27 protein-coding genes are annotated in these 26,611 nt (G+C 58.3%); 11 read left to right on the top strand and 16 right to left on the bottom strand.

The features are described from left to right. The first annotated feature begins 279 nt into the window (after positions 1 to 279). The 4 genes from AB3Y40_RS15860 to dnaQ are packed head-to-tail and all read left to right on the top strand — an operon-like array spanning position 280 to position 2,978. Positions 280 to 879 carry a Maf family protein gene (locus tag AB3Y40_RS15860; RefSeq protein ID WP_369439852.1) on the top strand — a complete coding sequence of 200 codons (600 nt, stop codon included), beginning with the start codon at positions 280 to 282 and terminating at the stop codon, positions 877 to 879. Then, complete coding sequence (locus AB3Y40_RS15855; RefSeq protein ID WP_369439851.1) at positions 876 to 1,706, top strand: shikimate dehydrogenase; 831 nt, start codon at positions 876 to 878, stop codon at positions 1,704 to 1,706. The genes AB3Y40_RS15860 and AB3Y40_RS15855 overlap by 4 nt, the downstream gene beginning before the upstream one ends. Then, positions 1,703 to 2,293 (top strand): dephospho-CoA kinase, encoded by a 591-nt coding sequence (gene coaE, locus AB3Y40_RS15850; RefSeq protein WP_369439850.1) that lies wholly within the window; start codon positions 1,703 to 1,705, stop codon positions 2,291 to 2,293. Before AB3Y40_RS15855 ends, coaE begins: the two co-directional genes overlap by 4 nt. Next, positions 2,286 to 2,978, top strand: a complete 693-nt coding sequence (gene dnaQ / locus AB3Y40_RS15845; RefSeq protein ID WP_369439849.1) for a DNA polymerase III subunit epsilon — start codon at positions 2,286 to 2,288, stop codon at positions 2,976 to 2,978. Before coaE ends, dnaQ begins: the two co-directional genes overlap by 8 nt. On the opposite strand, the gene secB is transcribed toward dnaQ, so the two are convergent. Both secB and AB3Y40_RS15835 read right to left on the bottom strand, forming a co-directional pair. Next, a complete protein-coding gene (gene secB / locus AB3Y40_RS15840; RefSeq protein WP_369439848.1) occupies positions 2,971 to 3,474 on the bottom strand; it encodes a protein-export chaperone SecB in 504 nt (167 codons plus the stop codon). The genes dnaQ and secB overlap by 8 nt on opposite strands. A gap of 60 nt (positions 3,475 to 3,534) precedes the next feature. Next, complete coding sequence (locus tag AB3Y40_RS15835; RefSeq protein WP_369439847.1) at positions 3,535 to 4,017, bottom strand: FxsA family protein; 483 nt, start codon at positions 4,015 to 4,017, stop codon at positions 3,535 to 3,537. 105 nt (positions 4,018 to 4,122) lie between these two features. Between AB3Y40_RS15835 and AB3Y40_RS15830 the strand changes: the two genes are divergently transcribed. The 3 genes from AB3Y40_RS15830 to AB3Y40_RS15820 are packed head-to-tail and all read left to right on the top strand — an operon-like array spanning position 4,123 to position 6,367. Continuing rightward, positions 4,123 to 4,782: a Tim44/TimA family putative adaptor protein gene (locus tag AB3Y40_RS15830; protein WP_369439846.1), complete on the top strand. Its 660-nt coding sequence runs from the start codon at positions 4,123 to 4,125 to the stop codon at positions 4,780 to 4,782. Then, complete coding sequence (gene mltA / locus AB3Y40_RS15825; RefSeq protein WP_369439845.1) at positions 4,779 to 5,801, top strand: murein transglycosylase A; 1,023 nt, start codon at positions 4,779 to 4,781, stop codon at positions 5,799 to 5,801. Before AB3Y40_RS15830 ends, mltA begins: the two co-directional genes overlap by 4 nt. Further along, positions 5,798 to 6,367 carry a Smr/MutS family protein gene (locus AB3Y40_RS15820; protein ID WP_369439844.1) on the top strand — a complete coding sequence of 190 codons (570 nt, stop codon included), beginning with the start codon at positions 5,798 to 5,800 and terminating at the stop codon, positions 6,365 to 6,367. Before mltA ends, AB3Y40_RS15820 begins: the two co-directional genes overlap by 4 nt. On the opposite strand, the gene AB3Y40_RS15815 is transcribed toward AB3Y40_RS15820, so the two are convergent. The 3 genes from AB3Y40_RS15815 to AB3Y40_RS15805 form a co-directional block, all read right to left on the bottom strand. Continuing rightward, positions 6,350 to 7,573: an MFS transporter gene (locus AB3Y40_RS15815; protein WP_369439843.1), complete on the bottom strand. Its 1,224-nt coding sequence runs from the start codon at positions 7,571 to 7,573 to the stop codon at positions 6,350 to 6,352. The two genes, AB3Y40_RS15820 and AB3Y40_RS15815, sit on opposite strands and share 18 nt — an antisense overlap. Positions 7,574 to 7,669: 96 nt before the next feature. After that, positions 7,670 to 8,980: an ATP-dependent protease ATPase subunit HslU gene (hslU, locus tag AB3Y40_RS15810; RefSeq protein WP_369439842.1), complete on the bottom strand. Its 1,311-nt coding sequence runs from the start codon at positions 8,978 to 8,980 to the stop codon at positions 7,670 to 7,672. Continuing rightward, positions 8,977 to 10,059, bottom strand: a complete 1,083-nt coding sequence (locus AB3Y40_RS15805; RefSeq protein ID WP_369439841.1) for a hypothetical protein — start codon at positions 10,057 to 10,059, stop codon at positions 8,977 to 8,979. Before AB3Y40_RS15805 ends, hslU begins: the two co-directional genes overlap by 4 nt. A gap of 79 nt (positions 10,060 to 10,138) precedes the next feature. Here AB3Y40_RS15805 and AB3Y40_RS15800 point away from each other — a divergent pair, with 79 nt between their 5' ends. Beyond that, positions 10,139 to 10,504, top strand: a complete 366-nt coding sequence (locus AB3Y40_RS15800; protein ID WP_369439840.1) for a DM13 domain-containing protein — start codon at positions 10,139 to 10,141, stop codon at positions 10,502 to 10,504. Here the strand turns inward: AB3Y40_RS15800 and hslV are convergent. Next, complete coding sequence (hslV, locus tag AB3Y40_RS15795; RefSeq protein WP_369439839.1) at positions 10,497 to 11,051, bottom strand: ATP-dependent protease subunit HslV; 555 nt, start codon at positions 11,049 to 11,051, stop codon at positions 10,497 to 10,499. The two genes, AB3Y40_RS15800 and hslV, sit on opposite strands and share 8 nt — an antisense overlap. A 101-nt stretch (positions 11,052 to 11,152) precedes the next feature. On the opposite strand from hslV, the gene AB3Y40_RS15790 reads away from it, so the two are divergent. Then, the gene (locus tag AB3Y40_RS15790) at positions 11,153 to 12,067 is read left to right on the top strand and encodes a capsular polysaccharide export protein, LipB/KpsS family (protein WP_369439838.1); all 915 of its coding nucleotides are present in this window, start codon (positions 11,153 to 11,155) and stop codon (positions 12,065 to 12,067) included. On the opposite strand, the gene AB3Y40_RS15785 is transcribed toward AB3Y40_RS15790, so the two are convergent. The 9 genes from AB3Y40_RS15785 to regB form a co-directional block, all read right to left on the bottom strand. Beyond that, positions 12,068 to 12,463: a GFA family protein gene (locus AB3Y40_RS15785; protein ID WP_459553997.1), complete on the bottom strand. Its 396-nt coding sequence runs from the start codon at positions 12,461 to 12,463 to the stop codon at positions 12,068 to 12,070. Between the two features lie 109 nt (positions 12,464 to 12,572). After that, a complete protein-coding gene (gene trxA, locus AB3Y40_RS15780; protein ID WP_369439837.1) occupies positions 12,573 to 12,893 on the bottom strand; it encodes a thioredoxin in 321 nt (106 codons plus the stop codon). Between the two features lie 58 nt (positions 12,894 to 12,951). Next, a complete protein-coding gene (gene addA / locus AB3Y40_RS15775) occupies positions 12,952 to 16,317 on the bottom strand; it encodes a double-strand break repair helicase AddA (protein WP_369439836.1) in 3,366 nt (1,121 codons plus the stop codon). After that, positions 16,314 to 19,232: a double-strand break repair protein AddB gene (gene addB, locus AB3Y40_RS15770; RefSeq protein ID WP_369439835.1), complete on the bottom strand. Its 2,919-nt coding sequence runs from the start codon at positions 19,230 to 19,232 to the stop codon at positions 16,314 to 16,316. The genes addA and addB overlap by 4 nt, the downstream gene beginning before the upstream one ends. Further along, positions 19,225 to 19,905: a nucleotidyltransferase family protein gene (locus tag AB3Y40_RS15765; protein WP_369439834.1), complete on the bottom strand. Its 681-nt coding sequence runs from the start codon at positions 19,903 to 19,905 to the stop codon at positions 19,225 to 19,227. Before AB3Y40_RS15765 ends, addB begins: the two co-directional genes overlap by 8 nt. After that, entirely contained in the window at positions 19,902 to 20,837 is a 936-nt protein-coding gene (locus AB3Y40_RS15760; protein WP_369439833.1) for an aminoglycoside phosphotransferase family protein, read from the bottom strand. The genes AB3Y40_RS15765 and AB3Y40_RS15760 overlap by 4 nt, the downstream gene beginning before the upstream one ends. Beyond that, the gene (gene tsaE, locus AB3Y40_RS15755; RefSeq protein ID WP_369439832.1) at positions 20,830 to 21,288 is read right to left on the bottom strand and encodes a tRNA (adenosine(37)-N6)-threonylcarbamoyltransferase complex ATPase subunit type 1 TsaE; all 459 of its coding nucleotides are present in this window, start codon (positions 21,286 to 21,288) and stop codon (positions 20,830 to 20,832) included. The genes AB3Y40_RS15760 and tsaE overlap by 8 nt, the downstream gene beginning before the upstream one ends. 40 nt (positions 21,289 to 21,328) lie before the next feature. Then, positions 21,329 to 22,822 carry a PAS-domain containing protein gene (locus AB3Y40_RS15750; RefSeq protein WP_369439831.1) on the bottom strand — a complete coding sequence of 498 codons (1,494 nt, stop codon included), beginning with the start codon at positions 22,820 to 22,822 and terminating at the stop codon, positions 21,329 to 21,331. Between the two features lie 175 nt (positions 22,823 to 22,997). After that, positions 22,998 to 24,395, bottom strand: a complete 1,398-nt coding sequence (gene regB / locus AB3Y40_RS15745; RefSeq protein WP_369439830.1) for a sensor histidine kinase RegB — start codon at positions 24,393 to 24,395, stop codon at positions 22,998 to 23,000. 85 nt (positions 24,396 to 24,480) lie between these two features. Here regB and AB3Y40_RS15740 point away from each other — a divergent pair, with 85 nt between their 5' ends. Beyond that, positions 24,481 to 25,080, top strand: a complete 600-nt coding sequence (locus AB3Y40_RS15740; RefSeq protein ID WP_369439829.1) for an SCO family protein — start codon at positions 24,481 to 24,483, stop codon at positions 25,078 to 25,080. A 58-nt stretch (positions 25,081 to 25,138) separates the two neighbouring features. Then, a complete protein-coding gene (locus AB3Y40_RS15735; protein ID WP_369440239.1) occupies positions 25,139 to 25,690 on the top strand; it encodes an ActR/PrrA/RegA family redox response regulator transcription factor in 552 nt (183 codons plus the stop codon). Here the strand turns inward: AB3Y40_RS15735 and AB3Y40_RS15730 are convergent. Continuing rightward, entirely contained in the window at positions 25,687 to 26,556 is an 870-nt protein-coding gene (locus tag AB3Y40_RS15730) for a LysR family transcriptional regulator (protein WP_369439828.1), read from the bottom strand. The two genes, AB3Y40_RS15735 and AB3Y40_RS15730, sit on opposite strands and share 4 nt — an antisense overlap. Between the last annotated feature and the right edge of the window lie 55 nt (positions 26,557 to 26,611).

The following is a 26,611-nucleotide window of genomic DNA, read 5'->3' as shown; positions in this document are numbered from 1 at the left end:
GGCCAACAGAGATATCCCTAATATATCAGTAGTATCAGATATTATCATTTATCTACAAATAGATATGCGAAAACAGAGCCGCCAAATTTCCTTACCTCTCCCCTTGACCTCACCAAACTATCAAAGTTTTGCACACCCCGACTTATCCTTATCCCAAGGAGATAAATTCACCTGAACGCATCTGGAAGTAGCCGGTTATCCGCAGGCCTTGCATTCAACCCATCTTCATCCCAAACCTGTCCCCCATGAACACCCAAGGTTATCCCGGATTTCATCCACATGGCTGAACCGATCATCCTCGCTTCCGGCTCTTCGATTCGGGCCACTTTGCTGCGCAACGCTGGTGTCAATTTCACGGTTGATGTTGCGCGCGTAGACGAAGACGCGATGAAATCCGCGTTGCAGGCAGAAGCCGCAAAGCCCCGTGATATTGCCGATGCGCTGGCGGAAATGAAAGCCTTGAAAGTCGCAGCGCGCCATCCCGAGGGCTTGGTCATCGGCTGCGATCAGGTACTGGCGCACGGGCAAACGACATTTTCAAAGCCACGTGATCCCGATGATGCCCTTGACCAGCTCAAGCAGTTGCGCGGTGGTCCACACCAATTGTTATCGGCGGCGGTGATTTTTGGTGAAGGGCGTCCGGTTTGGCGTCATGTCGGTGTCGTTCGGCTGCATATGCGTGATGCGACTGATGCCTATCTTGAAGACTACGTCGCCCGCAATTGGGAGGATATTCGCCACGCGGTCGGCGCATATCAGCTTGAACAAGAAGGTGCACGGTTGTTTCACCGGGTCGAAGGCGATTATTTCACTGTACTGGGCCTGCCCCTATTAGAGCTCTTGTCATATCTGACGTTGCGCGGAACACTGCCGGGATGATACCTGCCACCCCCCTTGCCGGTGTGATCGGAAACCCGATCGGCCAATCCAAATCGCCTAAGGTGCACGGCCATTGGCTGCGTCGCTACGGCATCCGTGGCCAATATCTGCCGCTAAAGGTGGAGGATACGGATCTCGCAGAGGTGATCCGCGCAATGCCGAAGATGGGATTTGTCGGCGCGAATGTCACGCTTCCGCACAAGGTCGCTGTGATGCAGCTTGCCGATCACATCAGTGACCGCGCGATCTTGATTGGTGCGGCCAATACGCTGATCTTTCGCGAAGATGGCAAAGTCCACGCGGACAACACGGACGGCTATGGATTCATTGCCAACCTGCGGCAAGGTGCGCCGCATTGGGATCCAAAAGCCGGGCCAACGGCTGTGTTTGGTGCTGGCGGTGCTGCACGGGCGATCATTTGCGCGCTAGCCGATGCAGGCGTGCCAGAAATCCTGCTGTCCAACCGCACTCGTCCAAAAGCGGATGCGCTGCGCGCTGAGTTTGGTACGCGGATCAATGTTGTGGATTGGGTTCAGGCTGGCAACATGCTCGAAGACGCAACCACGGTTGTGAATACAACCTCTCTGGGCATGACAGGTCAGCCCGAACTTCGGGTGCCTCTGGACGGTTTGCGCCCGGATGCCGTAGTGACGGACATCGTTTATGCGCCCTTGCGGACCCAACTTCTAGCCGAGGCAGAACGCCGCGGCTGCACGGTTGTTGATGGGTTGGGCATGTTGCTGCATCAGGCCGTTCCAGGCTTTGAACGCTGGTTTGGCGTCAGGCCCGAAGTGGATGATGCCTTACGCAAAGCCGTCATCGGATGAGCTTTGTTCTGGGTCTGACCGGCTCCATCGGGATGGGCAAGAGCACAACGGCCCAAATGTTTGCAGAAGCGGGTGTGCCAGTGTGGGATGCCGATGCCGCAGTTCATCAGCTTTATGCGCCAGGTGGTGCCGCTGTTGAAGTTGTAGCCGAATTGTTTCCCGATGCGATTGACGATGATCAGGTTTCACGCCCGAAACTGCGGCAGCGGATTGTTGATGATCCGAAGGCCCTAGACCGGCTTCAGGACAAGGTGCATCCGCTTGTCGCGCGTGACCGGGCGGCGTTTCTTGCCGCGCAAGCGGCGGATATCGTTCTTCTTGATATTCCACTTCTTTTTGAATCAGGGGCCGAGGGTCTATGCGATGCAATTGTTGTTGTCTCGGTGGACGCACAAACACAGAAAGCGCGCGTCATGGGTCGGGGCGAGATGACAGAGGCCGCATTCAACATGATCCGCGACCGCCAAATGCCAGATGCTGACAAACGTGCGCGGGCTGACTACATCATCCAGACAGATACAATGGATGGCGCACGGCAAGCCGTGCAGTCCATTATCGCGGACATCAGGGGCAAGTTGAATGCGTGAAATCGTGCTGGATACAGAAACGACCGGATTTGAACCGGGCGAGGGCGACCGGATCGTTGAAATTGGCGCTGTTGAGTTGATGGGTCATGTGCCAACAGGGCGCACATACCATCAGTACATCAATCCGCAGCGGTCGATGCCTGAAGAAGCCTTTGCCGTGCATGGGTTGGGCGATGAATTCTTGTCCGACAAACCGGTCTTCAAAGACATTGCACAGGACTTTGTGGATTTTGTCGGCGACGCCAAGCTGATCATCCATAACGCCGCTTTTGATATGAAGTTCCTGAATGCCGAACTTGGCTGGGTGAACCGCCCGCTTTTGCCGATGGATCAGGCGTTAGATACACTTGCCATCGCACGCAGGCGCTTTCCCGGGTCACCTGCTTCGCTGGATGCGCTGTGTCGCCGGTTTGGCATAGATAACTCTAGCCGGACGCTTCATGGCGCGCTGCTGGACAGTGAAATTCTGGCAGAGGTCTATCTGGAACTGATTGGTGGTCGTCAGCCAGATTTTGCCCTGTCGGCGCAGACAGAAGCCAAGTCAAATGCGCAAACTGCCGAAGACTGGCGGCCAACGGCGCGGCCAACCCCGCTGCCGTCACGGCTGACCGAAGAAGAGGCCGCCGCCCATGCCACCTTTGTGGACCAGTTGGGCGACAGCGCGCTTTGGAAGCGGTTTAGTTGACCTTTTGCTGGTCCTGCTGACGGCGGGCCAGCTCAGCGCGGTAAAGCGCCAAAAAGTCGATCTGTTCGAGGTTCAGTGGCGGGAAGCCACCGTCACGCGACACATCCGATACGATGCGGCGCACAAATGGGAATGTGATGCGCGGGCATTCGATCAGCAGATAGGGGTGCAGTTGTTCTTCTGGCACACCTTCGATTTGGAAAACACCAGCATACTCAAGCTCCAACACGAAAAGCGGCTCGCCCTTTTCCTTGGTCTTGGATGTGATGTTCAGCTTGGTAATGACTTCGTACTGGTTGTCGGCGCCGCGCTTGCGAGCGTCCAGATTGACCTGCACCTGGATTTCGGGCTGCGCATCGCCACCCACACCCTTTTGGGCCAGTATGTTTTCAAACGATAGATCGCGCACATATTGTGCAAGCACCTTGCTGGTGATCTGTTGCGGCTGGGCGGCAGCTGCTGCGGCCTCTTCTGGTTTGGCGTCGTCTTCGGCCATTGTGCTCTCCGTCATGCTAGGTTGGATCGCTCTTAGCAGGGGACGGGACGAGCCTCAATGCTAATGGCGGGTCCAGCCAGATGGTTCATGGGTTGGCTTTTGCGGCTGATCAACCTCTTCAAACTCGCCATCAATGACACGGTCGCGGGGTCCGGGGCGGGGTTGGGCAGATTGTGGGCCCATTTCAAAGCGGGCGACTTTCACGCGCGACCGCAGGTATTGATAGACCCGCGCCCGCACCGGTGGGACCAGCAGAGCGAACCCGACGATGTCGGTGAAAAACCCCGGTGTCAGCAAAAGCGCGCCGGAAAACAGGATCATGGCACCATTGGCCAGGGATTCCGACGGATCGCGCAATTCACTGAAGCTGGACCGCAATTGGGCCATTTCCCGCGCACCTTGTTGCCGGACCAAAGTTGACCCGATGATCGCCGTCACAACCACGATCAAAAGCGTTGGCCACAGACCCAGCCATCCGCCGACTTGAATGAACAAGGCGATCTCGATCAACGGAATTGCAATGAACAGCGCCAAAAGGGGCATTGGGTTTCCTTATTGTGACAGGTGGGGCAGTGGACTCGGCCCCGTTGCCACCCTACATAAGAACCCAACACGGCGGTTTCCATGCCGCAACAGAAAGAGGCGACGATGAACGCACCTATTATACAGCTTTTGGTCCTTGCTGCGATCGCGATTTTCCTGATCGTCCGCTTGCGGTCTGTGCTGGGTACCCGCGAGGGTTTTGAGAAGCCGCCGATCCCGAAACAGTCGGAACGTGCGGTGGATCGTCGCGGGTTTGAAGTGATTGAAGGTGGCGTTGATCACGATATCGCAGACCACGCCCCAGAGGGCAGTGATACCGCTTTGGCGTTGGCCAAAATGAAATCGGTTGATCCGTCGTTCAACGTGACCGAATTCTTGCAAGGCGCCCGCGGTGCCTATGAGATGATTTTGATGGCGTTCGAGCGGGGTGATTTGTCTGATGTGACTCCGTTCATCAGCGAAGACGTGTTTGAAGCGTTTAGCGAGGTTGTCGATCAGCGTCAGGCCGAGGGTCTGACAATTGAGGCACAGTTTGTTGGCATCAGTGATCTGGGTCTCAACGAAGCGACATTCGACGAGGCCACGAAAGAGGCCGAACTGACCGTCCGCTTCACCGGTGAGATGACATGGCAGGTCCGCGACAATGCGGGCGATGTGATCGAAGGCAACGATACCGAGATCAAGCGCCAAAAGGATGTCTGGACCTTTGCCCGTGAAATGGGCAGCGACAACCCGAACTGGCGGCTGGTTGCAACGGACGCATGATCCGCGCGCTTGCGGCGACCTTGGCGTTAACGGGGGCAGCCGTGGCCGAACCGAACTATACGTTTCTAAGCTTTGACGAACTTGATGGATGGGCTGCGGATGATCATGCCGCAGCCTTATCCGTTTTTGCGGAAACTTGCGGCGATATCCCCCGGACGGACTGGCAACGCTTATGCGCCTTTGCCAAAGACGGGCCAGCCGCGCGCGATTTCTTTGAGACGTTCTTTCAGCCGGTGCTGATCGAAGACGGTGATCCGATGTTGTTCACCGGCTATTTTGAGCCAGAGATTGCAGGCGATCTGGGCCGGTCAGAGGCTTACGCCCACCCAATTTACCGCTTGCCTGATGACTTGGTCGAGGGGCAACCCTATCTGACCCGCCGCGAGATCGAAGAAAACGAAGCGCTGGCCGAAAAGGGTCTGGAAATCGCCTGGCTGGCTGACCCGGTCGAGCTGTTTTTTCTGCAAGTCCAGGGATCGGGCCGTATCAGGTTGCCGGACGGCGAGGTCATTCGCGTCGGCTATGCTGGTAAGAACGGGCGGGACTATTCCTCTGTCGGGGCCAAGCTTGTCGAAAGGGGCGCGTTCGCTGCACACGAGGTTTCCGCAGACGCGATCAAGGGCTGGGTGAAAGACAATCCCGAAGAGGGGCGGGAGCTGCTGTGGCAGAACGATTCATACGTTTTTTTTCGCGAAGTGAACGAAATACCGTCAGAAAAAGGGCCGCTGGGGGCGATGAACCGGTCGATCACGACGCTGAGGTCGATTGCGGTCGATCCGTCGATCACCCTGCTGGGCGCCCCGGTCTGGATCGAAAAAGACGGTGATGATCCGATGCGGCGATTGATGATCGCGCAGGACACAGGTTCCGCGATCAAGGGTGCGCAGCGGGCTGACATCTTCTTTGGTACAGGGCCAGAGGCCGGGCGTCAGGCGGGTAACATCAAGGACGGTGGCCGGATGGTTGTTCTGATGCCGGTTGAATATGCGCTGTCCAAGGTGACAGAGCCGCTGGAATGAGAAAGCCACGCCACCTTTCGCCAGAAGATCGGGCGATTTGGGATCAGGTCGCCCGCCGGGTCGAACCGATGCATCCTAAACTGCAAGAACCCAAAGCAGAGCCTGAGCTGGTGAAAACCCCGGCCAAGCCTAAGGAATCTCTTCCCTTTTTCGAAGTTGGCGCCAAGTCAAATCCACGACGCGAGGACGATGTCTTGCCCGGACTGGGGCAGGCCCTGCGACAAGCGCCAGTACAGATGGACCACAAGGCCTTTGGCAAGATGTCCCGCAGCAAGCTGAAGCCAGAGGCGCGGATTGACCTGCACGGGATGACACTTGATCAGGCGCATCCAGCGCTGATGCAATTCATCTATAACGCCTTTGACGATGGCAAACGGCTGGTTTTGGTGATCACTGGCAAGGGCAACATGCAGGCGCAGCCGGGGCAGCGCGGGGTTTTGCGGCGCTATGTGCCGCAATGGTTAAGGTTGCCGCCGCTGGGTCCGAAGATTCTGGAAATCCGGCCTGCGCATATCCGCCACGGTGGTGACGGCGCGTTCTATGTTTACCTAAAGCGGGCGCGTTAATCGGGGATGCACAATGCGTGCACAAACCATGCACAACCCGGCTGCAAACAGGAAATATAATGTCAGCCAGATCATTTGCGTCGGAAAATTAACGCCCAGATCGATGATGACACCAGAGATGCCCGGTCCAATCGCTGACCCAAAGACCATGATTGCCCCGGCCGCGGCCTTGATCGCGCCAAGGTGTCGGGTGCCAAAAAATTCTGCCCAGAATGCACTGGCGAGTGTGGATTGTATCCCTTGTCCGATCCCCAGAACCGCCAACCCGACAGCCGCCATAAAGATCGTGGATGCCGCACCAATCACAAAGAAGGCGACGGCGAAGGGCAGCATGTAGAACGGCAGAATGCGGGCAGAGCCGAACCGGTCAATCGCCCAACCGCACCCAAAGGTCGCGGCAACGGTCACGGCGGTGGACAGCGGGAAGAGGGCGACAAAGGCGACGTGACTCCACCCTTTGACATCGGCGATATGCACCTGCTGAAACCACAAGGCCGTGCCCCATGCGGGCGGGCCGAGAAGGGCGGGAACCAAAAGCCAGAACACAGGGTGGCGCAACACCTCTGCCCGTGTCCAATGGCGGCTGTCCATGCCGAGCGCTTCGGATTCTTCGGCCATGGACTGGGGGGTCCGCTCTTGTCGCAAAAGCCGCGTGACCACAGGAATGGTCAAGAGCAGGACCGCAGCGCAGATAAGCCACAGGATGCGCCAATCGGTTGTCAGCAAGAGGGCCGCAAAGATGATTGGCAAAAACGCGGTGCCAATCGAAAAACCGATGCTGGCAATGGACAATGCCTTACCACGGGTGGCAACGAACCAACGGGCCATCGCGACTACGGCGAGATGTGACAACATGCCTTGTCCGGTAAAGCGCAACAGAAAGACGGTCAGCACTAGCCACCAAACAGCGGGCGCTTGCGTCATCATCAGGCAGGCCACCGCGAGGCCGATCATCACAAAAATTGCCAAAGCGCGGATGCGAAAACGGTCGGTCAAAGCGCCCGCCCAAATCATCAGAACGGCAGAGGCTGTGGTGGCGATGGTATAGGACAAGCCCCAGCCGCCATCGGTCAGCCCATGCGCTGCTTTGATCTGATCTGCGAAGATCGAGATGAAGAACGTCTGCCCGTAAGACGACGAAAATGTCAGGATCACTCCGGCAAGCAGGAACGACCAATTGTCGCGCAGGAAGTTGAGGTAAGACATGCCGCTTTGGTTTCAGGTTTTCCGACCCGAGGGAAGCGCAAGTTTGTGTGGGCCCCGGATCAATCCGAAGCCCGCAATAAGTTGAAGGCGGTCGGCTTAGAGAACGTAGCGCGAGACGTCCGTGCTGCGCGCGAGTTCGCCCAGGTGTTCCTCGACGAAATCCGCGTCAATCGTGATCTCATCGCCCGCGCGGTCTGGGGCTGAGAATGACAGGTCCTCGAACACACGCTCGATTACGGTGTAAAGTCGGCGGGCCCCGATGTTTTCAACGCTTTCGTTCACCTCTGCCGCGATCTTGGCGAGGGCGGCGATACCGTCGGGGGCAAAGGTCACTGTGACCTCTTCGGTTTTCATAAGTGCAGAGTATTGCAACGTCAGGGCGTTGTCCGTTTCGGTGAGGATGCGGACAAAATCGTCTTCGGTCAGTGCGCGCAGCTCTACACGGATTGGCAGACGGCCCTGCAATTCCGGCAACAGATCTGACGGTTTTGCGACGTGGAATGCGCCGGAGGCGATGAAAAGGACGTGGTCGGTTTTGATTGGCCCGTGCTTGGTGCTGACGGTTGTGCCTTCGATCAACGGCAGCAGGTCGCGCTGCACACCTTCACGTGACACGTCAGCGCCTTTGCGGTCCTGGCCGGCAGCGACCTTGTCGATCTCATCCAGAAAAACGATGCCGTTCTGTTCGACCGCTTCAAGTGCGGCTTTGGTGACGGTTTCATCGTCCAGTAGTTTGTCAGCCTCGTCCGCGATCAAGGCCTCATAGCTTTCGGCGACGGTCATCCGCTTTTTGACGGTGCGCCCGCCCATTTTGCCGAAGATATCGCCAAGGTTCATCATGCCACCCATCTGGCCTGCGCCCGGCTGGCCGGGGATTTCGAAACCGCCAAAGGGGTTGGAGGTATCGGCCAGCTCAAGCTCGATCACGGTGTTGTCCAGATCGCCAGCTTTGAGCTTTTTGCGGAACATCTCGCGCGTGCTGTCGCGGGCATCGGTGCCAGCAACGGCGGTGATCACGCGATCCTCTGCCTGTTCGATTGCCTTGGCTTTCACATCTTCGCGCATGTGTTCGCGGGTGTCGATAATCGCGGCCTCGACCAAGTCGCGGATGATCTGCTCTACATCGCGACCGACATAGCCGACCTCTGTGAACTTCGTCGCCTCGACCTTGATAAAGGGTGCGCGCGCTAGTTTCGCCAAGCGGCGCGAAATTTCGGTTTTGCCGACGCCGGTGGGCCCGATCATCAGGATGTTCTTGGGATAAACTTCGTCCCGCAGGTCATCGCCCAGTTGCTTGCGCCGCCAGCGGTTGCGCAGAGCGACGGCGACGGCACGTTTTGCGTCTTTTTGGCCGATGATAAAGCGGTCCAGTTCGGACACGATTTCGCGGGGGGTGAGGTCGGTCATTTTTGGGTCCTGACGTAGGAAGATGGGGGCAGGCGATGCAGCGGCACAAAGCCGGGCATCAGCCGCAGAAGAAATGCGCGGATGCGTTCCCAGAACGCGCCGAGCAGCAAGAGGATCATGCCAAGGAAAAGAATGGTCCAAGCAGCGCCCGCGCCGTCAAAGACGGTTGCTGCGATGGCAACAATATAGCCGATGGCGGCAATCAGGAATGACCGGCGGTCAATAACGATTGCAACAAGCGCAAAGAGCGCAAGGATCACCAGCAAGATCAGATTGGCGGTTTGGGTTTCCTGTTCCAGCAGAGTCAGCGCCATGGTGTTAACCAATGCAGGCGCGGCCACAACGTGGAGCCAAAACCCATTGGCGCTGCGCCGGGTCACGCGGTGTGGGTCGGACATGTCAAAGGCCATCGCAACAGCAAAAACCGCAAGTCCCAGCGCCAAAGTGATAAAGGCGAAAGGTCCGCCTGCGGACAACAGAAACAAGTCGGACACGTCCTGTGGGGTGCCGGATGTTGTCGCAGCCATCAGCATCGCCACGATGAAAAGCCCAACGGCGATCATTGCCATGGTGAATGGAACCCGAAAGCGCATCCAGTAGATCAACAAGGCCACAGTGCCGAGTGCGAAGGGCATGGGCAAGCTGCTGAAATCGTCCTGTGCGACCATGAATGGTTGGGCAAAGTAGACCGTGAGCGCCAGCGCGGCATTTCCCGCAAACAAGACCGAAAGCGCGATAGCAGGGGCCACCATGCGGCGGCGACGGACGAAGTACTCCGACAACCCCCAAAGGATCGCCGCACCAAGAAGCCCGAAATACACCGCCTCTTGTTGCGGGTTGTTGATTTCGGCGACGTAGATTGAGCCGACAACAAGCGCCCAGCCCGTTGCAAGGATGCCAAGGCCCACGACGATGAAGATCTCGTTGAAGCCTTTAAACAGCTCGAACGGTTCGTCGCCCGGCGACAGGTTCTCGCGCGCGCCTTTTCGGCTATGGGCAAGGGCGGCCATATTGGCGGCTTGCGCCTCTGTGATCAGGCCTGCGGCCACGGATGCTTTGATGTCGGACGGGTCAAGCATGGATCACAAATCCGTTTGCGCTGTAGGTGCTGTGGGCGGAAGGGTTTAGCATGGTAGAAACCAAGACAGGAGAAACACGATGCATCGCCGCACATTCATAGCAGCCGGAGTGAGTATGTTTGCCGCCCCGGCCCTTGCCGGTGGACATGGCCGATTGGGCCAGCTGGAAGGACGTTCGACGCATACGTCCTCTGGCACGGCCGAGATTGCGGGCGATACTGTCAGCCTGCTGGATGACTTCTTTCTCGACAATGCGCCGGACCCGGTTGTCGGTCTGGGCAAGGACGGCACCTATGATCCCAACACCTTCATGGGTGAATTGAAGGCCATGCGTGGCGGGTCGACCTATACGGTGCCGGCGGGCATCAACACTGACGACTACAACGAGGTTTACGTCTGGTGTCGGGCGGCGAATGTGCCGCTGTCGGTGGCGCGGGTTAACTGATTTTTTCAACGGTCAGGTTTCCGTTGGTGTAGACGCAGATATCAGCGGCGATGGCCATTGCTTTGCGGGCGATGGTTTCAGCATCGTTGTCGCTGTCCATCAGGGCGCGGCCCGCTGCAAGGGCATAGTTGCCACCCGATCCAATGGCTGCGATGTCATGTTCGGGTTCTAGCACGTCACCGGCACCGGTGATCACGAACAGATCCTTGCCGTCCGAGACAATCAGCATCGCCTCGAGCTTTTGCAGGTATTTGTCGGTACGCCAGTCCTTGGCAAGTTCGACCGAGGCGCGGGCAAGTTGGCCCGGTGTCGCTTCGAGTTTCTTTTCCAGCCGTTCCAATAAGGTAAAGGCGTCAGCGGTGGACCCGGCAAAGCCGCAGATTACGTCGTCACCACCCGGCGAAAGACGTCGGACCTTGCGGGCGGTGCCTTTGATCACGGTCTGGCCAAGGCTGACCTGCCCGTCGCCCGCGATCACAACCTGCCCGCCCTTGCGGACACCGATGATTGTGGTGCCGTGCCACCCCGGGAATTCGTTTTCAGCCATTGTTCGCCCTTTTTCGCAGTTGCGGTTTATATGGACGCAAGAATTGCAGCAAACAAGGGCGGGACTTGAACCCCGGTTAGCCGCCACCTAGCGTGGCGCGCATGGAACAGCCCGATGATGTGACCTTTTACCTAGAGCCCGGGCTGCTGGAAAGCGCCCAGAAGGGAGAGCATAATTTCATCGGGCTGGTCGCATCCGTTCTGCAAGAGGCAGGGCTGAACCCGCAATACACGCCGAACACCGGGGTGGCCCGTCTGCGGGCCGAAACGCGGCCCGGATATGCGCTTTTTCACATGGATCAGCCAAACCACGATCGCGCACTGACGATGCGGCGAGCCTATTTCTATCCGTTCTGGCAGATCGAGGCGTCGTCGAAGCGGTGGGAATGGGATGTGGCCTTGACCGAGTTTGATCCCGCACAGGTGGACAGGGCCGAAGCGGATCGCTTTTTCAACTTTTGGGGTCGGCGGCTGTATCAGCAAAAACCGTCAAACGCCGTGCGCCAAAAGATGATCTATGTGCCGCTTCAGGGTCTGATCCGGCAACGCAGATCATTTCAGTGGTGCAGCCCGGTTGAAATGCTGGAACTGACTGCGCAACGCTTTCCGCATCATCAGATCATCGCAACATTGCACCCCAACGAAGACTACACGTCTGCCGACCGCATGGCGCTGGCCAAAGTGATAGGACGCCACCCCAAGGTCGAGATCATCGAACGCCCGATGGAGCTGTGTCTGCGGGATTGCGATTTTGTGGTGACGATGAACTCAAGCGCAGCCTTTAGCGGATTCTTGTTCCGCAAACCGGCGGTTCTGTTCGGGCAGATAGATTTTCATCACATTGCGGGCAGCGTGATGCGCGACGGAGAAGATGCCGCCTTTGACGCCGTAAACCGGCAACCGGATTATGCCGGTTACATGTGGTGGTTCCTGCAGCAGATGTCGATCAATGCAGGCAAGGACAACGCAAAAGAACGGATCAAGAGCGTGCTGCGCGGCCACGGTTGGCCGGTTTGATCAGGTCGACGGCTTGATGATTGATGCTTGGTCCCAAGGTTGGGCGGCGTCGATGTAGATTGAGCGCGTGGGCGCATGTCTTCCCGGGTCATCCAGCGAAGACGCGTGCGCATAGATCCGGTCATTTGATCGTTCGCTGCGTCGGGTCAATTGTGAACCGCAGTTGGTGCAGAAACCGCTAAACGTGGACTGACCTGAGCCACCTTGCATTTCAAAGGTTTTGTAAGGGCCGTCGATTTGGAATGTGTTTCGTTCCAGCGGCACCATCTCAGAATGACCGGTTCCGGTCAGTTGTTGGCAATCGCGGCAATGACAGCGAAACATAGGTGCGTCGAACTGAAAGCCCTGAAATCGGACCAATCCGCATTTGCAACCACCGTGTACAGGGTTCGTCATGTCAAACTCTCCGTTTCGGAAAGCTTAGAGCCAACGAACCAAACTGTCAGCTATCCCATCAAAAAGGGCGCCCCGGTTTGGGACGCCCTCAAACCTGTGGTCGTTTGGATCAGATCGAGGATTCGATCCAGCTTTGCAATGCGGCCTTGGGGGCAGCGCCAGCTTTGTTAGAGATCACTTCGCCGCCCTTGAACACGAACAGTGCCGGGATGCCGCGCACGCCCATTTGAGCAGGAGAGTTTGGATTTTCGTCAACGTTCACTTTGACGATCTTTACTTTGCCTTCCATTTCGGATGACAGTTCTTCCAGTGCCGGGCCAATTTGCTTGCAGGGGCCGCACCATTCGGCCCAGAAATCGACAACAACGGGGATGTCAGACTGGCGCACTTCGGCGTCGAATGTGGCATCGGTGACAGCAACGGTGGCCATGAGTATTCTCCAATAGGATAGGGTCAGGTGCGGAACCTAAGGACGGCTAGGTCCGGGGTCAAGATGTCGTCACACGGGCGAGAGCGGCTGCAACAATTTGTGCCGGAAGCGGCATCAGCGTGGCACTACGGGTCCACAAGATCGCGGTGTCGATCTGGCGATCGGGGTAAATCTGAGCCAAAGCAGCAGCATAGGCCCCCATTTGCCGCAGCAATCCTTCGGGAACCTCCTCCGCGCTGGGCGGCACCTTGCGGTTTGTTTTGAAATCAACTGCCAGAATATGCGTGTCAGTTATAATCAGACGGTCAATCGCACCATGAATGCGCGCGCCGTTAAGGTCGGGCAAGTTGGCGGTGATTCCGACCTCTGCGCGGGCATCGGGCGCAAAAATATGTGCAAGGGCGGGCGTATCCAGCACGGTGATGGCGTCGGCGATCAGGGCTTGTGAAACTGCTTCGCTGTGCACATCGGGCGCGGCGGCCATCACGCGCGCCGCCATATCGCGGCGTTGGGCCGCTGGAACTGTTGGCAAGTGTTCAAGCAAAAGGTGAAAGCTACGCCCAATGGCTAGCGCCTCTTCTTGATCCGCCTGTGCGGGGTCACCGGGTACGGTCTTTTCTCCGCCGAGATCAGAGGGGGATAGGGTCGCATCCCGCGTGACCTCTGGCAGGGGGGTGAAGTCAGGCAATTCCACTTTGGTGACCAACGGGTCAGTCGCGTGTTGCAGATGACCAGCACCCCACTCGCCATGGGTGTGGCGCAAGATCGGGAGTGAACCGGCCAGCGCATCGTTGGCCCCGACTTGAGCCATGCCGATGTTGACAAGATCGTGCCAACTGTCGCCGTCTTTGCCCAGATCGCCTGCTGCACCAACGATCAGCCAGTTTTCCGCACGTGTCATGGCGACGTAAAGCAGGCGCAGGCGTTCATTCTTGAGCGCTGCGACCTTGGCAGCGCGTTGGTCAGCGATGGCTGGGGGATCATCGGCGGCTTTGGTCTTCCAAAGCGCCGTTTCACCCGCAATCAGGATTTCGTCTTTCACGTCGGTCTTGCGGGCAGCGCAGTCGGGGAGGATGACAATCGGAGCTTCAAGCCCCTTTGAACCATGTACAGACATCACCCTGATCTGATCGCCCTGGTTGTCCATCTGGCGTTTGATTTCAAGATCGTCCGTATCCATCCACGACAGAAAGCCGGTCAGACTGGGTGTGCCCATGCTTTCAAACGCCAGCGCCTGCGACAGCAGCGCATCAATGCCATCCTCGGCCTCTGTGCCAAGCCGGGCCAGCAGGTTGCGGCGGCCATCGTGGCGCACAAGGATGCGGTCGATCAGGTCGTATGGGCGCAGGAAGTCGGCTTGTTTCAGCAGATCATGCAGGATTGCAAGGGTCTGTTGGTGGCTGGAGTTGCGCAGCGCTTCCCACAGCACACCTTTGGCGGGGCGGTGGTGTGCGAGTGTGTAAAGATCCTGTTCGGACCAGCCAAACAAAGGGGACCGCAGGGCGGCGGCAAGGCTGAGGTCGTCATCGGGCAGGGCAAGAAAGTTCAGCAAAGCCGCAATGTCGCGCACGGCCAGCACAGCGCCTACGCGGAACCGGTCAGCACCGGCGACGCGCAGGCCTGCGGCCTTGCAGGCGCGGATGATCTCGGAAAAGAGGGTGCTACGGCGCTGCACAAGGATCAGAAAGTCGCCTTCGGTGATGTGTCTGCGTCCCTTATCTGTCGGCAGGTACTCATCGGCGATCATGCGCTTGATCTGACCGGCGATCTGGTTGGCCATCTGCACGTCATGATGGCTGGTCTGTGGTTGGTCGACGGGATTGTACCAGGCGTCTTTGTCTTTTTCCGGTTCTTCCGTCTTTTCGATGACGGGCCAAAGGTCCACGCGCCCGGGCATCTCGGATTTGAAGGCGATGTGAAATTCGTCGTGTCCAATTGCGTCGCGCTTATCAGGATCAGCAAACGTGGCATCAACAGTGCTAAGGATCGCCTGCGACGACCGGAATGAGTGGCGCAAGTCGGTGGATCGCAGCCCCGGCCCGGGTGGTGCGAGGGCAGCATCGTAGTGCGCCTGCATGCGGTCAAATTCGCGCGGATCGGCACCTTGGAACGAATAGATTGATTGCTTTTTGTCACCGACGACAAAGATTGTGCGTGCATTTCCGTCACGCTCTGACACGCCAGAGGTCAGTTCCTGCGTCAGGTTCTTAATCACTGTCCATTGCGCGGGGCTGGTGTCTTGGGCTTCGTCCACCAAGACGTGGTCGATACCGCCGTCCAGCCGGTAAAGCACCCATTGCGCCACGCGCCAATCGGTCAAGAGCGCTGCCGCCTTGTCGATCAGATCGTCAAAATCCAACAATCCACGGGCCGTCTTTTGGGCCGCGTAGCGGGTGACGAATGGGTGCGCAAAGTTGTGAAGCACGCGACTGCGTTCGAAAGCCTGGAGCGTCAGGCGCGTGTCGCGCGATGCTTCCACCTCCTCCATCAACACGATCAACGCGTCGATCAGTTCAGGATGAGCGGCACGCAAGGCCTTTGTCGGAAAGCTGTCAATCTTGGCGCCATATGGGGTTTTCGCCTTCTCACCGAAAAGAAAAGTGGATTCCAATATGGCCAGATCGTCGAACCCCGGTGCGTTGAGCGAGAGTTTCGCAAGTTTGTCGGCAGCCTTGTTGTCGTTGGTGCCACCTGTTCGCAGCACATTGATCAGATCGGTAATGATCTCTTGATTGTCGCGGCTGAAAACCTCGCTGATGAGAGCATCAGCGGATTGATCAGGCCGCAGATCCAAGGCCGCGCGCAGATCGTCAATCTGTGTCGGTGACGCAAAGTGTTTTCGCCTGCTGGTCACTTCCGCCAGTAGCTTGTCAATTTCAGCGCCTGTGAAATGTCGCATCAAGTCATATACGACAGGGCGGTCAGGCCCTTGGGCCATCGCATCGACCACTTCCGCGCGCAACAAGACGGCGGCGCGATCCTCCATTTCCTGAAACTGCGGGCTTACCCCGGCCTCGAGCGGGAAACGGCGCAGGATGCTGGCACAGAAAGAGTGGATCGTTTGAATCTTTAACCCGCCCGGGGTTTCGATCGCGCTGGCAAACAGCGTGCGGGCCTTTGACAGCGAAATTGCATCAAGGGATTGATCGACGCCGAGTTGGGCAAGTTGGTCGCGTAAATCGGCATCATCTTTCATCGCCCAGTCACCCAGACGTTGAAACAGGCGGTTCTGCATCTCAGCCGCGGCGGCCTTGGTGTAAGTCAGACATAGGATGTTTTGCGGCGCGGTCTCACCTAGCAACAAGCGCGCGACGCGGTCCGTCAAAACCCGGGTCTTGCCCGAGCCGGCATTCGCCGTCAGCCAGGTTGAGGCGACAGGGTTGGCCGCGTCGACCTGACGTTGGCTGGCCTCATCACGGATCATGTCAGGTCCACCGGTTCGGGATCGTCGCTGATATCCCATTCGCCAAACCGTGAAAGGTGGTCAAAATCGCTGTGATCCGTGGTCGAAAACATCGCCAAACGGGCAGAATATCCACGATCTGGCCGCTGCCAACGCTGCATCAGAGCAACGAAGTTGGTCCAGACCTCACGCGCCGGATAATCGGCCAGGGGCGCTGGCGTGGTGACGGTATCGCGCGACACACCTAGAAAGCTTGCCCCGGCAACTGGCATCGGGCCAAGTTCTGGAAAGGCACCTTGTTCGACCATCGCCGCCTCGAGCAAGAGCTGTTTGTCGAAAAGCTCTTGCTGGAGTTTGCTTGGCACGGCACCAGTCTTGTAGTCATAGATCAACGCCTTGCCGTCATCCGTCGCGTCAAAGCGGTCTGCCTTGCAGGTCAGCGTGACGCCGGTCTGACCGACGCCAATTTCGCCCTTGGCTTCTGCCAGTTTGAAGGTCGCCGCGTCTTGCCGTGCTGCCTCGTCCGTAAGAAACGCAGCTGCGACCTGTTCCATCCGGGCCAACCATTGCAAGCGCACCGCGGGCCATGGACAGTGAAGTTCCAATTCATGTACTGCGATGTCGTGTAGCCGTGTCAACGCAGCGGGGTCGCGAGCGTCATGGCGTTCCGAAATGAAAACCTCGAGGATTTTGTGAATGATCTCGCCCCGCAACGGCGCGTCGGCGCTGGGCTGAAGCGGATCGAGTTTGTTCAGGTGCAGGACCTTGCGGGCATAGATCGCGTAAGGATCGCGGATCAGTGTTTTGATTTGCGTGACCGACAGCGATTTGGGTCGTGCCGCAACCGGGGGTCGCGGCGACGGGCGCGTGGCACGGGGGACATCGGCGGCAGGGGCGTTCAAGGCGGCCGCCATCGCAAGCCAGTCTTGGCCGCGCGCGCGCATTGCCGTCAATGCATCGGGGCCGTTCTGGTCCGGCAGCCCAGCCAGAAGGTTGGTCAAACGGTTGACCCAGCGCGATGGCACGGTTTCGGCGTCAGCAGATCGTTTGGCGCGGGTTATCCACACCTCTTTGCCCGCGACGGCCTGCTGATAGTCATGTGCAGAAAGCCCGATGCGACGTTCAGGCAACAGCAAGCCGGCAGAAAGCCGCATCTGTCTGTTCAGCCATGGATCGGGTGATGGCGTTTCGGGCCAAGTGCCGTCGTTCATCCCGCCGAGGATGACCAGATCAGCGCCGCCTACCCGCGCCTCGAGCGTGCCCCAGATCAGAATGCCGGGGTGGCCAAGGTCGCGATCCCGGACAGAGCCTGCGCTGAGCAGATTGCCAAAAAGGGCGCGGTAGTCTGCGATAGAAATCGGTCCGGCTGCGTCGGCGTCACGCGCGATCATGTCACACACGCTGCGCGCTTCGCGACCCGCCTTTTCGTCCCAAAGTGGGCCCGTGTCATTCTTGGAACCGGCGGACAAACGTTCGGCCAGCGCCGTATGGCGCGCCAAATGATCCGACAAAGTGGCGTCTTCATCTGCTGCGGCTTCGGTCAGGATCGTACCAATCCATTGTGCCCAAGGCACGGCATCAGGGTCTTTTTCCGCTTCGCCCGTCGCCCAATCGGTCAAATCCGTGGCGGTTAGAAATGGTGGACCGTAGCGGCGCAGGCGCATTTCAAGCCGCCGGGTGCGGAGGAGGTGGGTGTTGCGTCCTTCACCTGCGTGGGTCAACGGATGTTTGAGCAGGATCAGCAATGCCTCGGCCGTTGCGATTTGCCCCATCAGATCGGCCACGTGGCGCAGCAAGCGGCCAGAAGCAGTCTGCGCCAATGGGACGCCCGCGCTGTCGTCTGGTGTAATATCCCAACGGTCAAGTGCTGCTGTGACCTGTCGGGTCAAGTTGCGGTCGGGTGTGATCAACGCGGCGGTTTGCCCATCTTGTGCGGCTTGGCGCAGACGCAGGGCAATTGCCTCTGCCTCTGCCCTTGGGCTTTCGGCCTCGACCAATGTCACATCTTTGGTCGGAAGTGTCAGGTCGCCCAGCGCAGGCCCTTCCGCGCGCCATGCATCTGTCACCGGTGCGGGGCGAAGTGATAGTGAAATCAGCCGGTTGCGCGGGTTGTCGGGCATGTTGATCCATTGCCCGACCTGTTCGGGTCGCATGGTAAGGCCATCCAGCAAGCGGCGATATCGGAATTGCGGATGATCCTCTGCCGTCAGCGGATCGTCCAGCGCGGACCAATAGGTTTTCAGATCGGGGTCAAACCCGGGCAGTAGTAGCGCACCTTGCGGCAGACGCGCGACGGCTTGCATGAAAACCTGCGTCGCACCCCGCGAGCCCGTTGAACCTGCAACGATAATGGGATGATCCGGTGGTTTGTCCTGCCAGCGGGCGGCCAATTGAGTCGCCACACGCCGAAGCCGTGCTTGCGCGTCCGGCGGGCGATCATCGGCATCAAAGAAGGGGCGGAGGATGTTCAGGAACTGCAGGGCGCGCTGCCAGTGGCCGGATTGGTCGGTGACGTCCAGCATTGACAGCGCGTCGGGTGATACGCCTTCGCCGTGCATCTCTTCCATCAGGTTGGCGAGGCTGTCGGACAAATCGTAAAGTGCAGATCGTGGCGCAAGGTCTGGTTCCTTGTCCAACAGGGCTGCGACGAACGTCGAAAGCTCTAGCCTGCGGCGTAGCGCGGGAACGGGCATGGGAATACCGGCCTGCGTCGCCTCGAACCCCAGATCGGTGACAAGGCGAACCTGCGGCAAGAGCCGTGCAGGGCCTGCGTCAAACAACGCACGGATGCGGCGTTGCATTCGGGTTGTGTTGACGTAGACAACGGTGCGCGCGAGGTCGTCGGCGCGGGCGGTTAACCCATCCACAAGTGAGACAGGAAAATCTGCGCCGGGTGGCGTGCCAAAGACGCGGGGGGTGTCGATCGGGTCAAACATGGCGGCTTAGCAATTCCTCTGCCAGGGGAATGCTGTCAGGTTTGCCAACGTCGCACCAGTGACCGGGGTATTCGACGCCAAAAAGGCCAGCTTGTGAAGCAGCGCGGTCCCACAGGACGTTCATTGAGAAGGCGATGTCCGGAATGTCATTCAGCTCGGCTGTGCGGGTCAGTTGCAGTCCAGTGTAGATCGGGCCAGGGCCGCGAGAAAGCTGTCCATCCGTGGCAATCAGGAAATCGCCCTTGCCGGGGTGCCCGATCGCGCGCGATTGCGGAACCACCAGCAGCAAAGATTGCATCGTATCGCGCCAAGCGGCGCACAGTACGTCGATCGGATTGGGGCCGCGCCAAACTGCATCTGTGTTCAAGGTCAAAACAGGGTCGCCACCCAACAGCGGCAGCGCCTGACGCAGCCCGCCGCCGGTTTCAAGGCGCAGATCAGTTTCGTCAGAAAACAGGATATCCTGCCCAGCAAGGTGGTCCCGGATCATTTGGCCCTTGTAGTGCAAGTTCACCACACGCCTCCCGACGCATGGTGAGCGGGTCAAATCCAAAGCGTGGTCTAGCAGATTGCGCCCGGCTACGGAGATCAACGGCTTGGGGCGGTCGCGGGTCAGATTGCCCATGCGCGTGCCCAGCCCGGCAGCAAATAGGAGGATCGGATAAGTCGTCATGCAAAGCCTGCCTGAGCTGGTGTCGGCAGCTGAGAGACCAAAACTGCACGCAAATCTTGAAGCGCTGGATGATCCAGATCTGCCATTAGATTTGCCCAAACGCGCGGCATCAGGGCCTGATATTTCGGCTTTGCATCCTCTCGGATCAGACGGGCAAACACCCCGAGGATGCGCAGATTGCGCTGGGCACCTAGGGAGGCCAACTGGGGCGCAAAGCTGTCGCGCGGGGAACCCGTTTGGGTGCAATAATAATCCGTCATCTGCGCCACAACGTCCGGTGCGACTGGACGACGAATGTCGCGTAGCAAAGACGCAAGATCATATCCCGGCGGCGCGATGAAGGCATCCTGGAAGTCCAAAAGCCCAATACGATCAGTGCCAGAGTTATTGGGCCTCCAGATCAGGTTTTCGGCGTGAAAATCACGGAGCGCCAAGACGTCAGGTGCGTCGACCAGACTGTCGAAATGTCGTGTCACACATTGCGCCAAGACGTCGGCATCGGCTTGTGGTGCGTAATGAGTGGCCGTGATCCGCACCATGTCACCGGCGACCTTTGGGGTCATGACCGGCAAGCGCGGCGGCGTGACGTCTTTAAGGCGCACCACGACATCGACCGCAGCTTGATACAGCGTTTTGGCAGACGCGCCGACCTCGAGCGCCTTTGCGATATCGGTTTGGCCGAGATCTTCGAGGACCAGAAATGGATCAGCGCGGTGAAGCACCTTGGGCGCGCAAAGCCCCTGTTGGGCCAGAAACACGGCCATGTCGGTGAATGGATCGAGCGCAACGGGACCGCTGTTCATCAGCACAACGGTTTGATCATTTGCCCCGGTCAGTCGAGCGTAACTGCGGACAGAGGCGTCACCCGCAATCTTACTGTGGCGCCAGTCCGCCCAGGGCGTCCCGGCGAGAGGATCGGTCAAGTCAGACATCCAGCCGCTCTGCCCAGTTACCTGGCATGCTCAAGGTAAGGTGATGCGCCGGATCACCTGCGGTGAACTTGAGTTGTAGCGCACCGGGGGGGGCTTGCTGGCCTAGTCGGTCTGGCCATTCAATCAGGCAGACCGCTGTTTCAAGCGCCTCATCAAGCCCAAGCTCAAAGACTTCTTGGGGGTCGGTCAGGCGATAAAGGTCGCAGTGCCAGATTGTCAGATCAGCATCGTCGTAGGTCTGAACGAGCGTAAATGTGGGTGAGGGAACATCTTCTTCCCAGCCAAGGCGCGCGCGGATCAGGGCGCGTGCAAAGGCTGATTTGCCCGCGCCAATTTCACCTGACAGCAAAAGCGTGTCGCCAGCGCGCAGCAACGGTGCGATCGCTGCCGCAAACCGCGCGGTGGCATCTTCGTCTGGCAATGTGACGGAACGGGTCTGGGGCGCGGACATGGGTGCAGATTATGCAGCACGCCGTTCGCTGCAAGTGCAATCAGCGTTTGGCCAGCTTTGCAGCGTGAGCACGTGTGGTCATTGGGGCCAGAACCGGCTCTTTCGGTTTTGCGATCTGGAAGCGCACCATTGTCATGCGCCCGGCCAAGGGTTGGGCATGGCATTCGGCATGGCGCCCATCTAAAAGGGTAACCCGATCTGAAAACGGCTCTCGACGGCCATTGGTGGAAGCGAAATCTTCAAGCCGGGGCCACAAGGGTGACGGCAAGCTGGCGTCGCGCCAAGACTGCATGGCATCGCGCAGGCTTTGACTGTGCACGACGTCATCGTCTTCAGATTCCCACAGTGCGCGATAGGCATCATTTGCGGTGACAAGCGTATTGGCGTTGGAAAAGACGGCAATCGCGTCGGGCAGTGAATCGATCACCGCCTGAGCGGTCTCAAGCTCTGTTCTGAATTGGCGGGTCAAGGAAACCTCTGCACTGATATCCTCGAACAGGAAGGCCAATGCGCCATCAGGGTGCGGTTTGCCGGTGACACGGAATGTCTGGCCGTCCGGCAGGTCCCAGTTTTCGCAATAGGTCCCTTCTTGTGCCTCAGCCTCTAGCCGGGTGAATTGTTCCCGCCAACTGGTGTAGTCCTTTGGTTCTGGCAGGCGACGCATGTCGCGCATACGGTTCAACAGCATTTCGATGGTTGGACGGGCACTTAGAAATTCAAAGGGCAGCCCAGTCATATCCAAGAGCGCCGGGTTGAACATCGACAGCTTGCGTTGGTCATCAAAAATCGCAAGTCCCGTCGCCAATTGTGCAAAAGTCTTGCTCAGCGTTTGCTGAAACTCGCGCTTTGTATTCTCTGCCCGGACAACCGCGTTCACATCAACCGCAAAGTGGACGGTTCCGCCCATCAGCGGCATCGTGGTAACATCGAACCAATGTTCGGAATTTTCACCGCGCAGTTGAACAGAGGCCCGGCGCACGCTTGGTTTGCCATCCTCGCGCGGGAAAGTGTTAAGGTCTTGGAACAGCTTTCCGCCGGGCCAGACCTGATCGGCCATCTCAGCGTTTTCTGCGGCGCGGTCAGAGTAAGTCAGAAACGCACCATTGGCCCAGATCAAACGACCATCAGCGTCTTCACGCCAGATCAATTGTGGGGCCGCGTTGGTCAGGTCGCGCAGCATCGCAAGCTCTTCGCCAAAGGCGGTTCGGGCGAGCGCGGCATAGTGCAGATCAACATCATTGCCGTCCTGCGCACCCAGGATGATCCGCTTGAGCCCGTCATGACAAGTCAGCGTCAGCATCAAAGGGGTTCCATTCAACGGTGTCAGAGTTTGGGTTTGTCCGGGGCCAAGTGCCTCAAGCTCTGCGGCGAGTTCGGGAAAATCGCGATCCAGCAGGCGGATCAGTGCATCCCGTTCCGAAAGACCATTTGGTCGGTCCGATATCAACTGTGCACCGCCCGGTGTTGCATCAACCAACTCTGTGCCATCAAACAGAAAAACCGGTTGCGAGGGCGGACGATCTGCAAGCGTCAAAGTCGCCCGAGAAGCCGGCCAGAGCCGGGTCAAGGCCATATAAATGATCGCTGCAGAAAGAACTGAAGCGACAGTGACCGGTAGAATCGAAGGCCAGATGATGTCCATCAAGGTGAATCCCAACGCAATACAGGTTGAGGATGGGTTAAATTGCTTAATGGCTGGTTAAAGGAGGTTAGCTTACGATGGGCTGGTTCTGGCCAAGGGCGCCTTTGCCCGTTTGCGCAGTCCGATCCAGCAAGATGCGATCCCACGAAACCGTCACCACGGCGCCACCCGTTGCCTGCCCAGCCCAGCCGGCGTGTCCGTGACGACGCCCATTAGCAAAGGTGAGTTTTGCGCCCGACCGTTCCAGCAAGGTTTTGGCAATAAAAAGTCCCAGCCCCATGCCTTCATAGCCCGGGCGTCGCGCACCATCGAGACCGCCGCGCCGCCGCCGGACGAAAGGATCGCCAATGCGACCAATCACAGACTGAGGAAAACCGTGACCGTCGTCGGAGATGCGAACAGTCACCCTTTCGTCCGTCCAGGTCGCTTCAATCTCGACACGGCTGTCCGAAAAATCGACCGCGTTCTGCATCAGGTTCCGTAGTCCGTGAATGATTTCGGGTCGCCGGGTGATTGTGGGCTGCAAATCGTCGCTGTCATCATCGGTACCGATATAGAATACGACCTGTTTGCCGCGCTCCAAATGTGGCTCAGCGGCTTCGCGCACGACGGTTTCCAAAGGTGCTGTGCGCAGGTGCAGATCGTCTTTGCCTGCGCGGCCCATGGAGTGCAGGATGTCGCGACAGCGTTCCGCTTGCTCCCGGATCAGGGCTGCATCCTCTAACAGCTCCGGTTGCTTTTCGAGTTCTTCTATCAACTCGCTGCTGACAAGTTTGATTGTTGCAAGCGGCGTGCCCAATTCATGCGCGGCGGCAGCGACGACGCCACCAAGGTCCGTCAGCTTTTGTTCGCGCGCCAATGCCAGCTGCGTTGCAAGCAAAGCCTCGCCCATTGTGTGCATTTCGTTGGTGACCTGTCGGGCATAGATCGCCAAAAAGATTACCCCTATGACCAGCGCCACCCAGAACCCGAACTGAAACAAATCAGGCAGCATCAAAATCTCGCCAGTGGCGCGCTCAATCGGGATGTTGGTGCGATAGAGTAATGTGGTGATAGTGATCGCCAGTATGCCCAAGACCACCGTGCTGGACAGGTGCAACACGGTTGCTGCGATAGTGACCGGGGCCAAGAGCAACAGCGCAAAGGGGTTGGACAGGCCGCCAGTCAAATAAAGCAGCACGCCCAGCTGCACGACATCGAAGCTGAGTATGAACGATGCCTCTCTTTCCGACAGGCGCTTGTTCTCAGGGTAGAGAAAGCTGAAAAACAGGTTCGCTAAAACCGACGCTATGATTGTCAGTGCGGCAGCCGGAACCTCGATCCGGAGGCCGTAGAAACGAACGGCTACGAATATCGCGATGATTTGACCGGTGATCGCGAACCAGCGCAGTAACACAAGTGTGCGCAATCGCACCCAGTTGCTGCGCTCGCGCTCTTGCAGGACGTCATGTATTTCCGTGGGCATTGGGGGCCTTGGGGCTGCGGCAAGCTGTGCCATTGTTAAGGGTCGCACAATCTAGGATCAATGCGACGAATTGAAAGGAATTCGAATGATCAGGATGATTTCAGTGGCGGCCAGTGTCGCGGTCCTTGGGGTTTTGGGGACGACCTATGTCCTGACCCAGCGGACCCCGGCAGGCTGTGGCGGCGGTGTTGTTGCCGGTGGCGACTTTGGCGGGCCGTTCACGTTGGTCGATGGCAGTGGTGCCACGTTGACCGACGCTGACGTCATCACTGAGCCTACGCTGATCTATTTTGGCTACACTTTTTGCCCCGATGTCTGCCCGATTGACAATGCCCGCAACGCAGCCGCCGTAGACATACTGGCGGAACAAGGCATCGACGCGACGCCAGTATTCATCAGTATCGATCCTGCGCGTGATACGCCGCAGGTGGTTGGCGACTACATCCAGAACTTTCATCCAGAGATGATCGGCCTGACAGGTTCAGACGAGCAGATTAAGGCTGCGGCAGGCGCATACCGCGTGGTCTATTCTCAGGCAGACGACGATCCAGATTATTACCTGATGAACCACTCTGTCTTTACTTATTTTGTGACACCTGAAGACGGCTTTGTCGATTTCTTCCGACGCGAAGATGGGCCTGAAGCCTTGGCAGATCGTGTCGCCTGCCATGTCGCGCAAAGCTGAGATTTGACCATGGGAGAGGTCACACTAAATCTGGTTCATGGAACAAAAGGCAATCAGAATGGACAACGAAGCGCTGGATCTGGGTCCTGACGGCTCTTTGCTGCTGGTCGATGATGACGAAGCCTTCGTCAAGCGGCTGGGCAAGGCTATGGAAAAGCGCGGCTTTGCAGTCGAAACTGCAGAAACTGTCGCTGCTGGAAAGGCCATCGCAACCGCGCGGCCACCGGCCTATGCGGTGGTCGATTTGCGGCTGGAAGACGGAAACGGGCTGGACGTGGTTGAGGTTCTGCGCGAGCGCAGGCCTGAGAGCCGGATCGTAGTCTTGACTGGTTATGGCGCTATTGCAACGGCTGTTGCGGCGGTCAAAATCGGTGCGACAGATTATCTGGCGAAACCAGCGGATGCGCGGGATGTCACCAATGCGTTGCTTGCGCGCACTGACGAACTTCCGCCACCGCCGGAAAACCCGATGAGCGCGGATCGGGTGCGCTGGGAACATATTCAGCGGGTCTATGAACTGTGCGACCGCAACGTCAGCGAAACGGCGCGGCGGCTGAACATGCATCGGCGGACGCTACAGCGGATTCTGGCAAAACGTAGCCCGCGTTAAGCGGCCGATTTCAGCCAATCGGCAAAGATTTTCAGTCGCGGTGACACCACACCGGGTCGTCTAACGATAAAATAGCCCAATCCTGATTGCGGTACTTCGAGGACCGCGGTCAGTGTGCCGTTGGCAATGTCACCTGACACCAGCGCCTTTGACGCAATGGCAACACCCGCGCCTGCGCGTGCGGCGGCAAGCACCATGCTGAGCGTCGCGACTTCTTTTGTTTGACAACATGCCGGGTCGAGCCCTTCTGACATCGCCCAGACATAGGTTTCGCGGTGCATCGATTCAAACAGCCAAGGAAGGTCAGAGAGATCTGCAAGGGATGTGGCCGTTCGGCCCCGCAACAGATCAGGGCTAGCGACCACGACGTAGTCGGCAGACACCAGAAACTCTGACGAAAGGCCCGGCCAGTCGCCTTTGCCATAACGCACTGCCAGATCGAACCCGTCACGCCGCAGGTCACTTAATCCGGTTGAGGGTGTGACCGAGACGGTGATGTCAGGATGCGCCGACCAGAACGCCCCCATACGCGGCATCAGCCAGTTTTCCGCAAAGCTGGGCGTGACAGAGATGGAAAGCGGCGCGTCTGCAGCCTCTGCCATAACATCGCGCACCCCCGCGATAACTTGGGCAAATCCTGTAGTCAGAGCAGGCAACAGCTGTTGTCCCTGAGGGGTTAGAGCCATGCCGCGTCCTTGCCGCGTCAGCAGTGGACAACCCATGAAATCTTCGACTGTGCGAAGGTGCTGAGCAATGGCCGCATGTGTGACGTTCAATTCAGCCGCTGCTTTTGACAATGACCCGGTACGGCCCGCGGCCTCGACCGCGCGCAATGCCGGAAGGGAGGGGACAGAGCGCCAATCCATTATGAAAGCTCAACTATCATATAGGTATTCTTCCTGAGTCGCACTGTATCTGTAA

This window comes from Yoonia sp. R2331 (assembly GCF_041103235.1).
In the GTDB taxonomy this organism is placed as follows: domain Bacteria; phylum Pseudomonadota; class Alphaproteobacteria; order Rhodobacterales; family Rhodobacteraceae; genus CANMYO01.
Note: the sequence above shows the minus strand (reverse complement) of the source record. Positions and strands in the feature narration are given on the sequence as shown.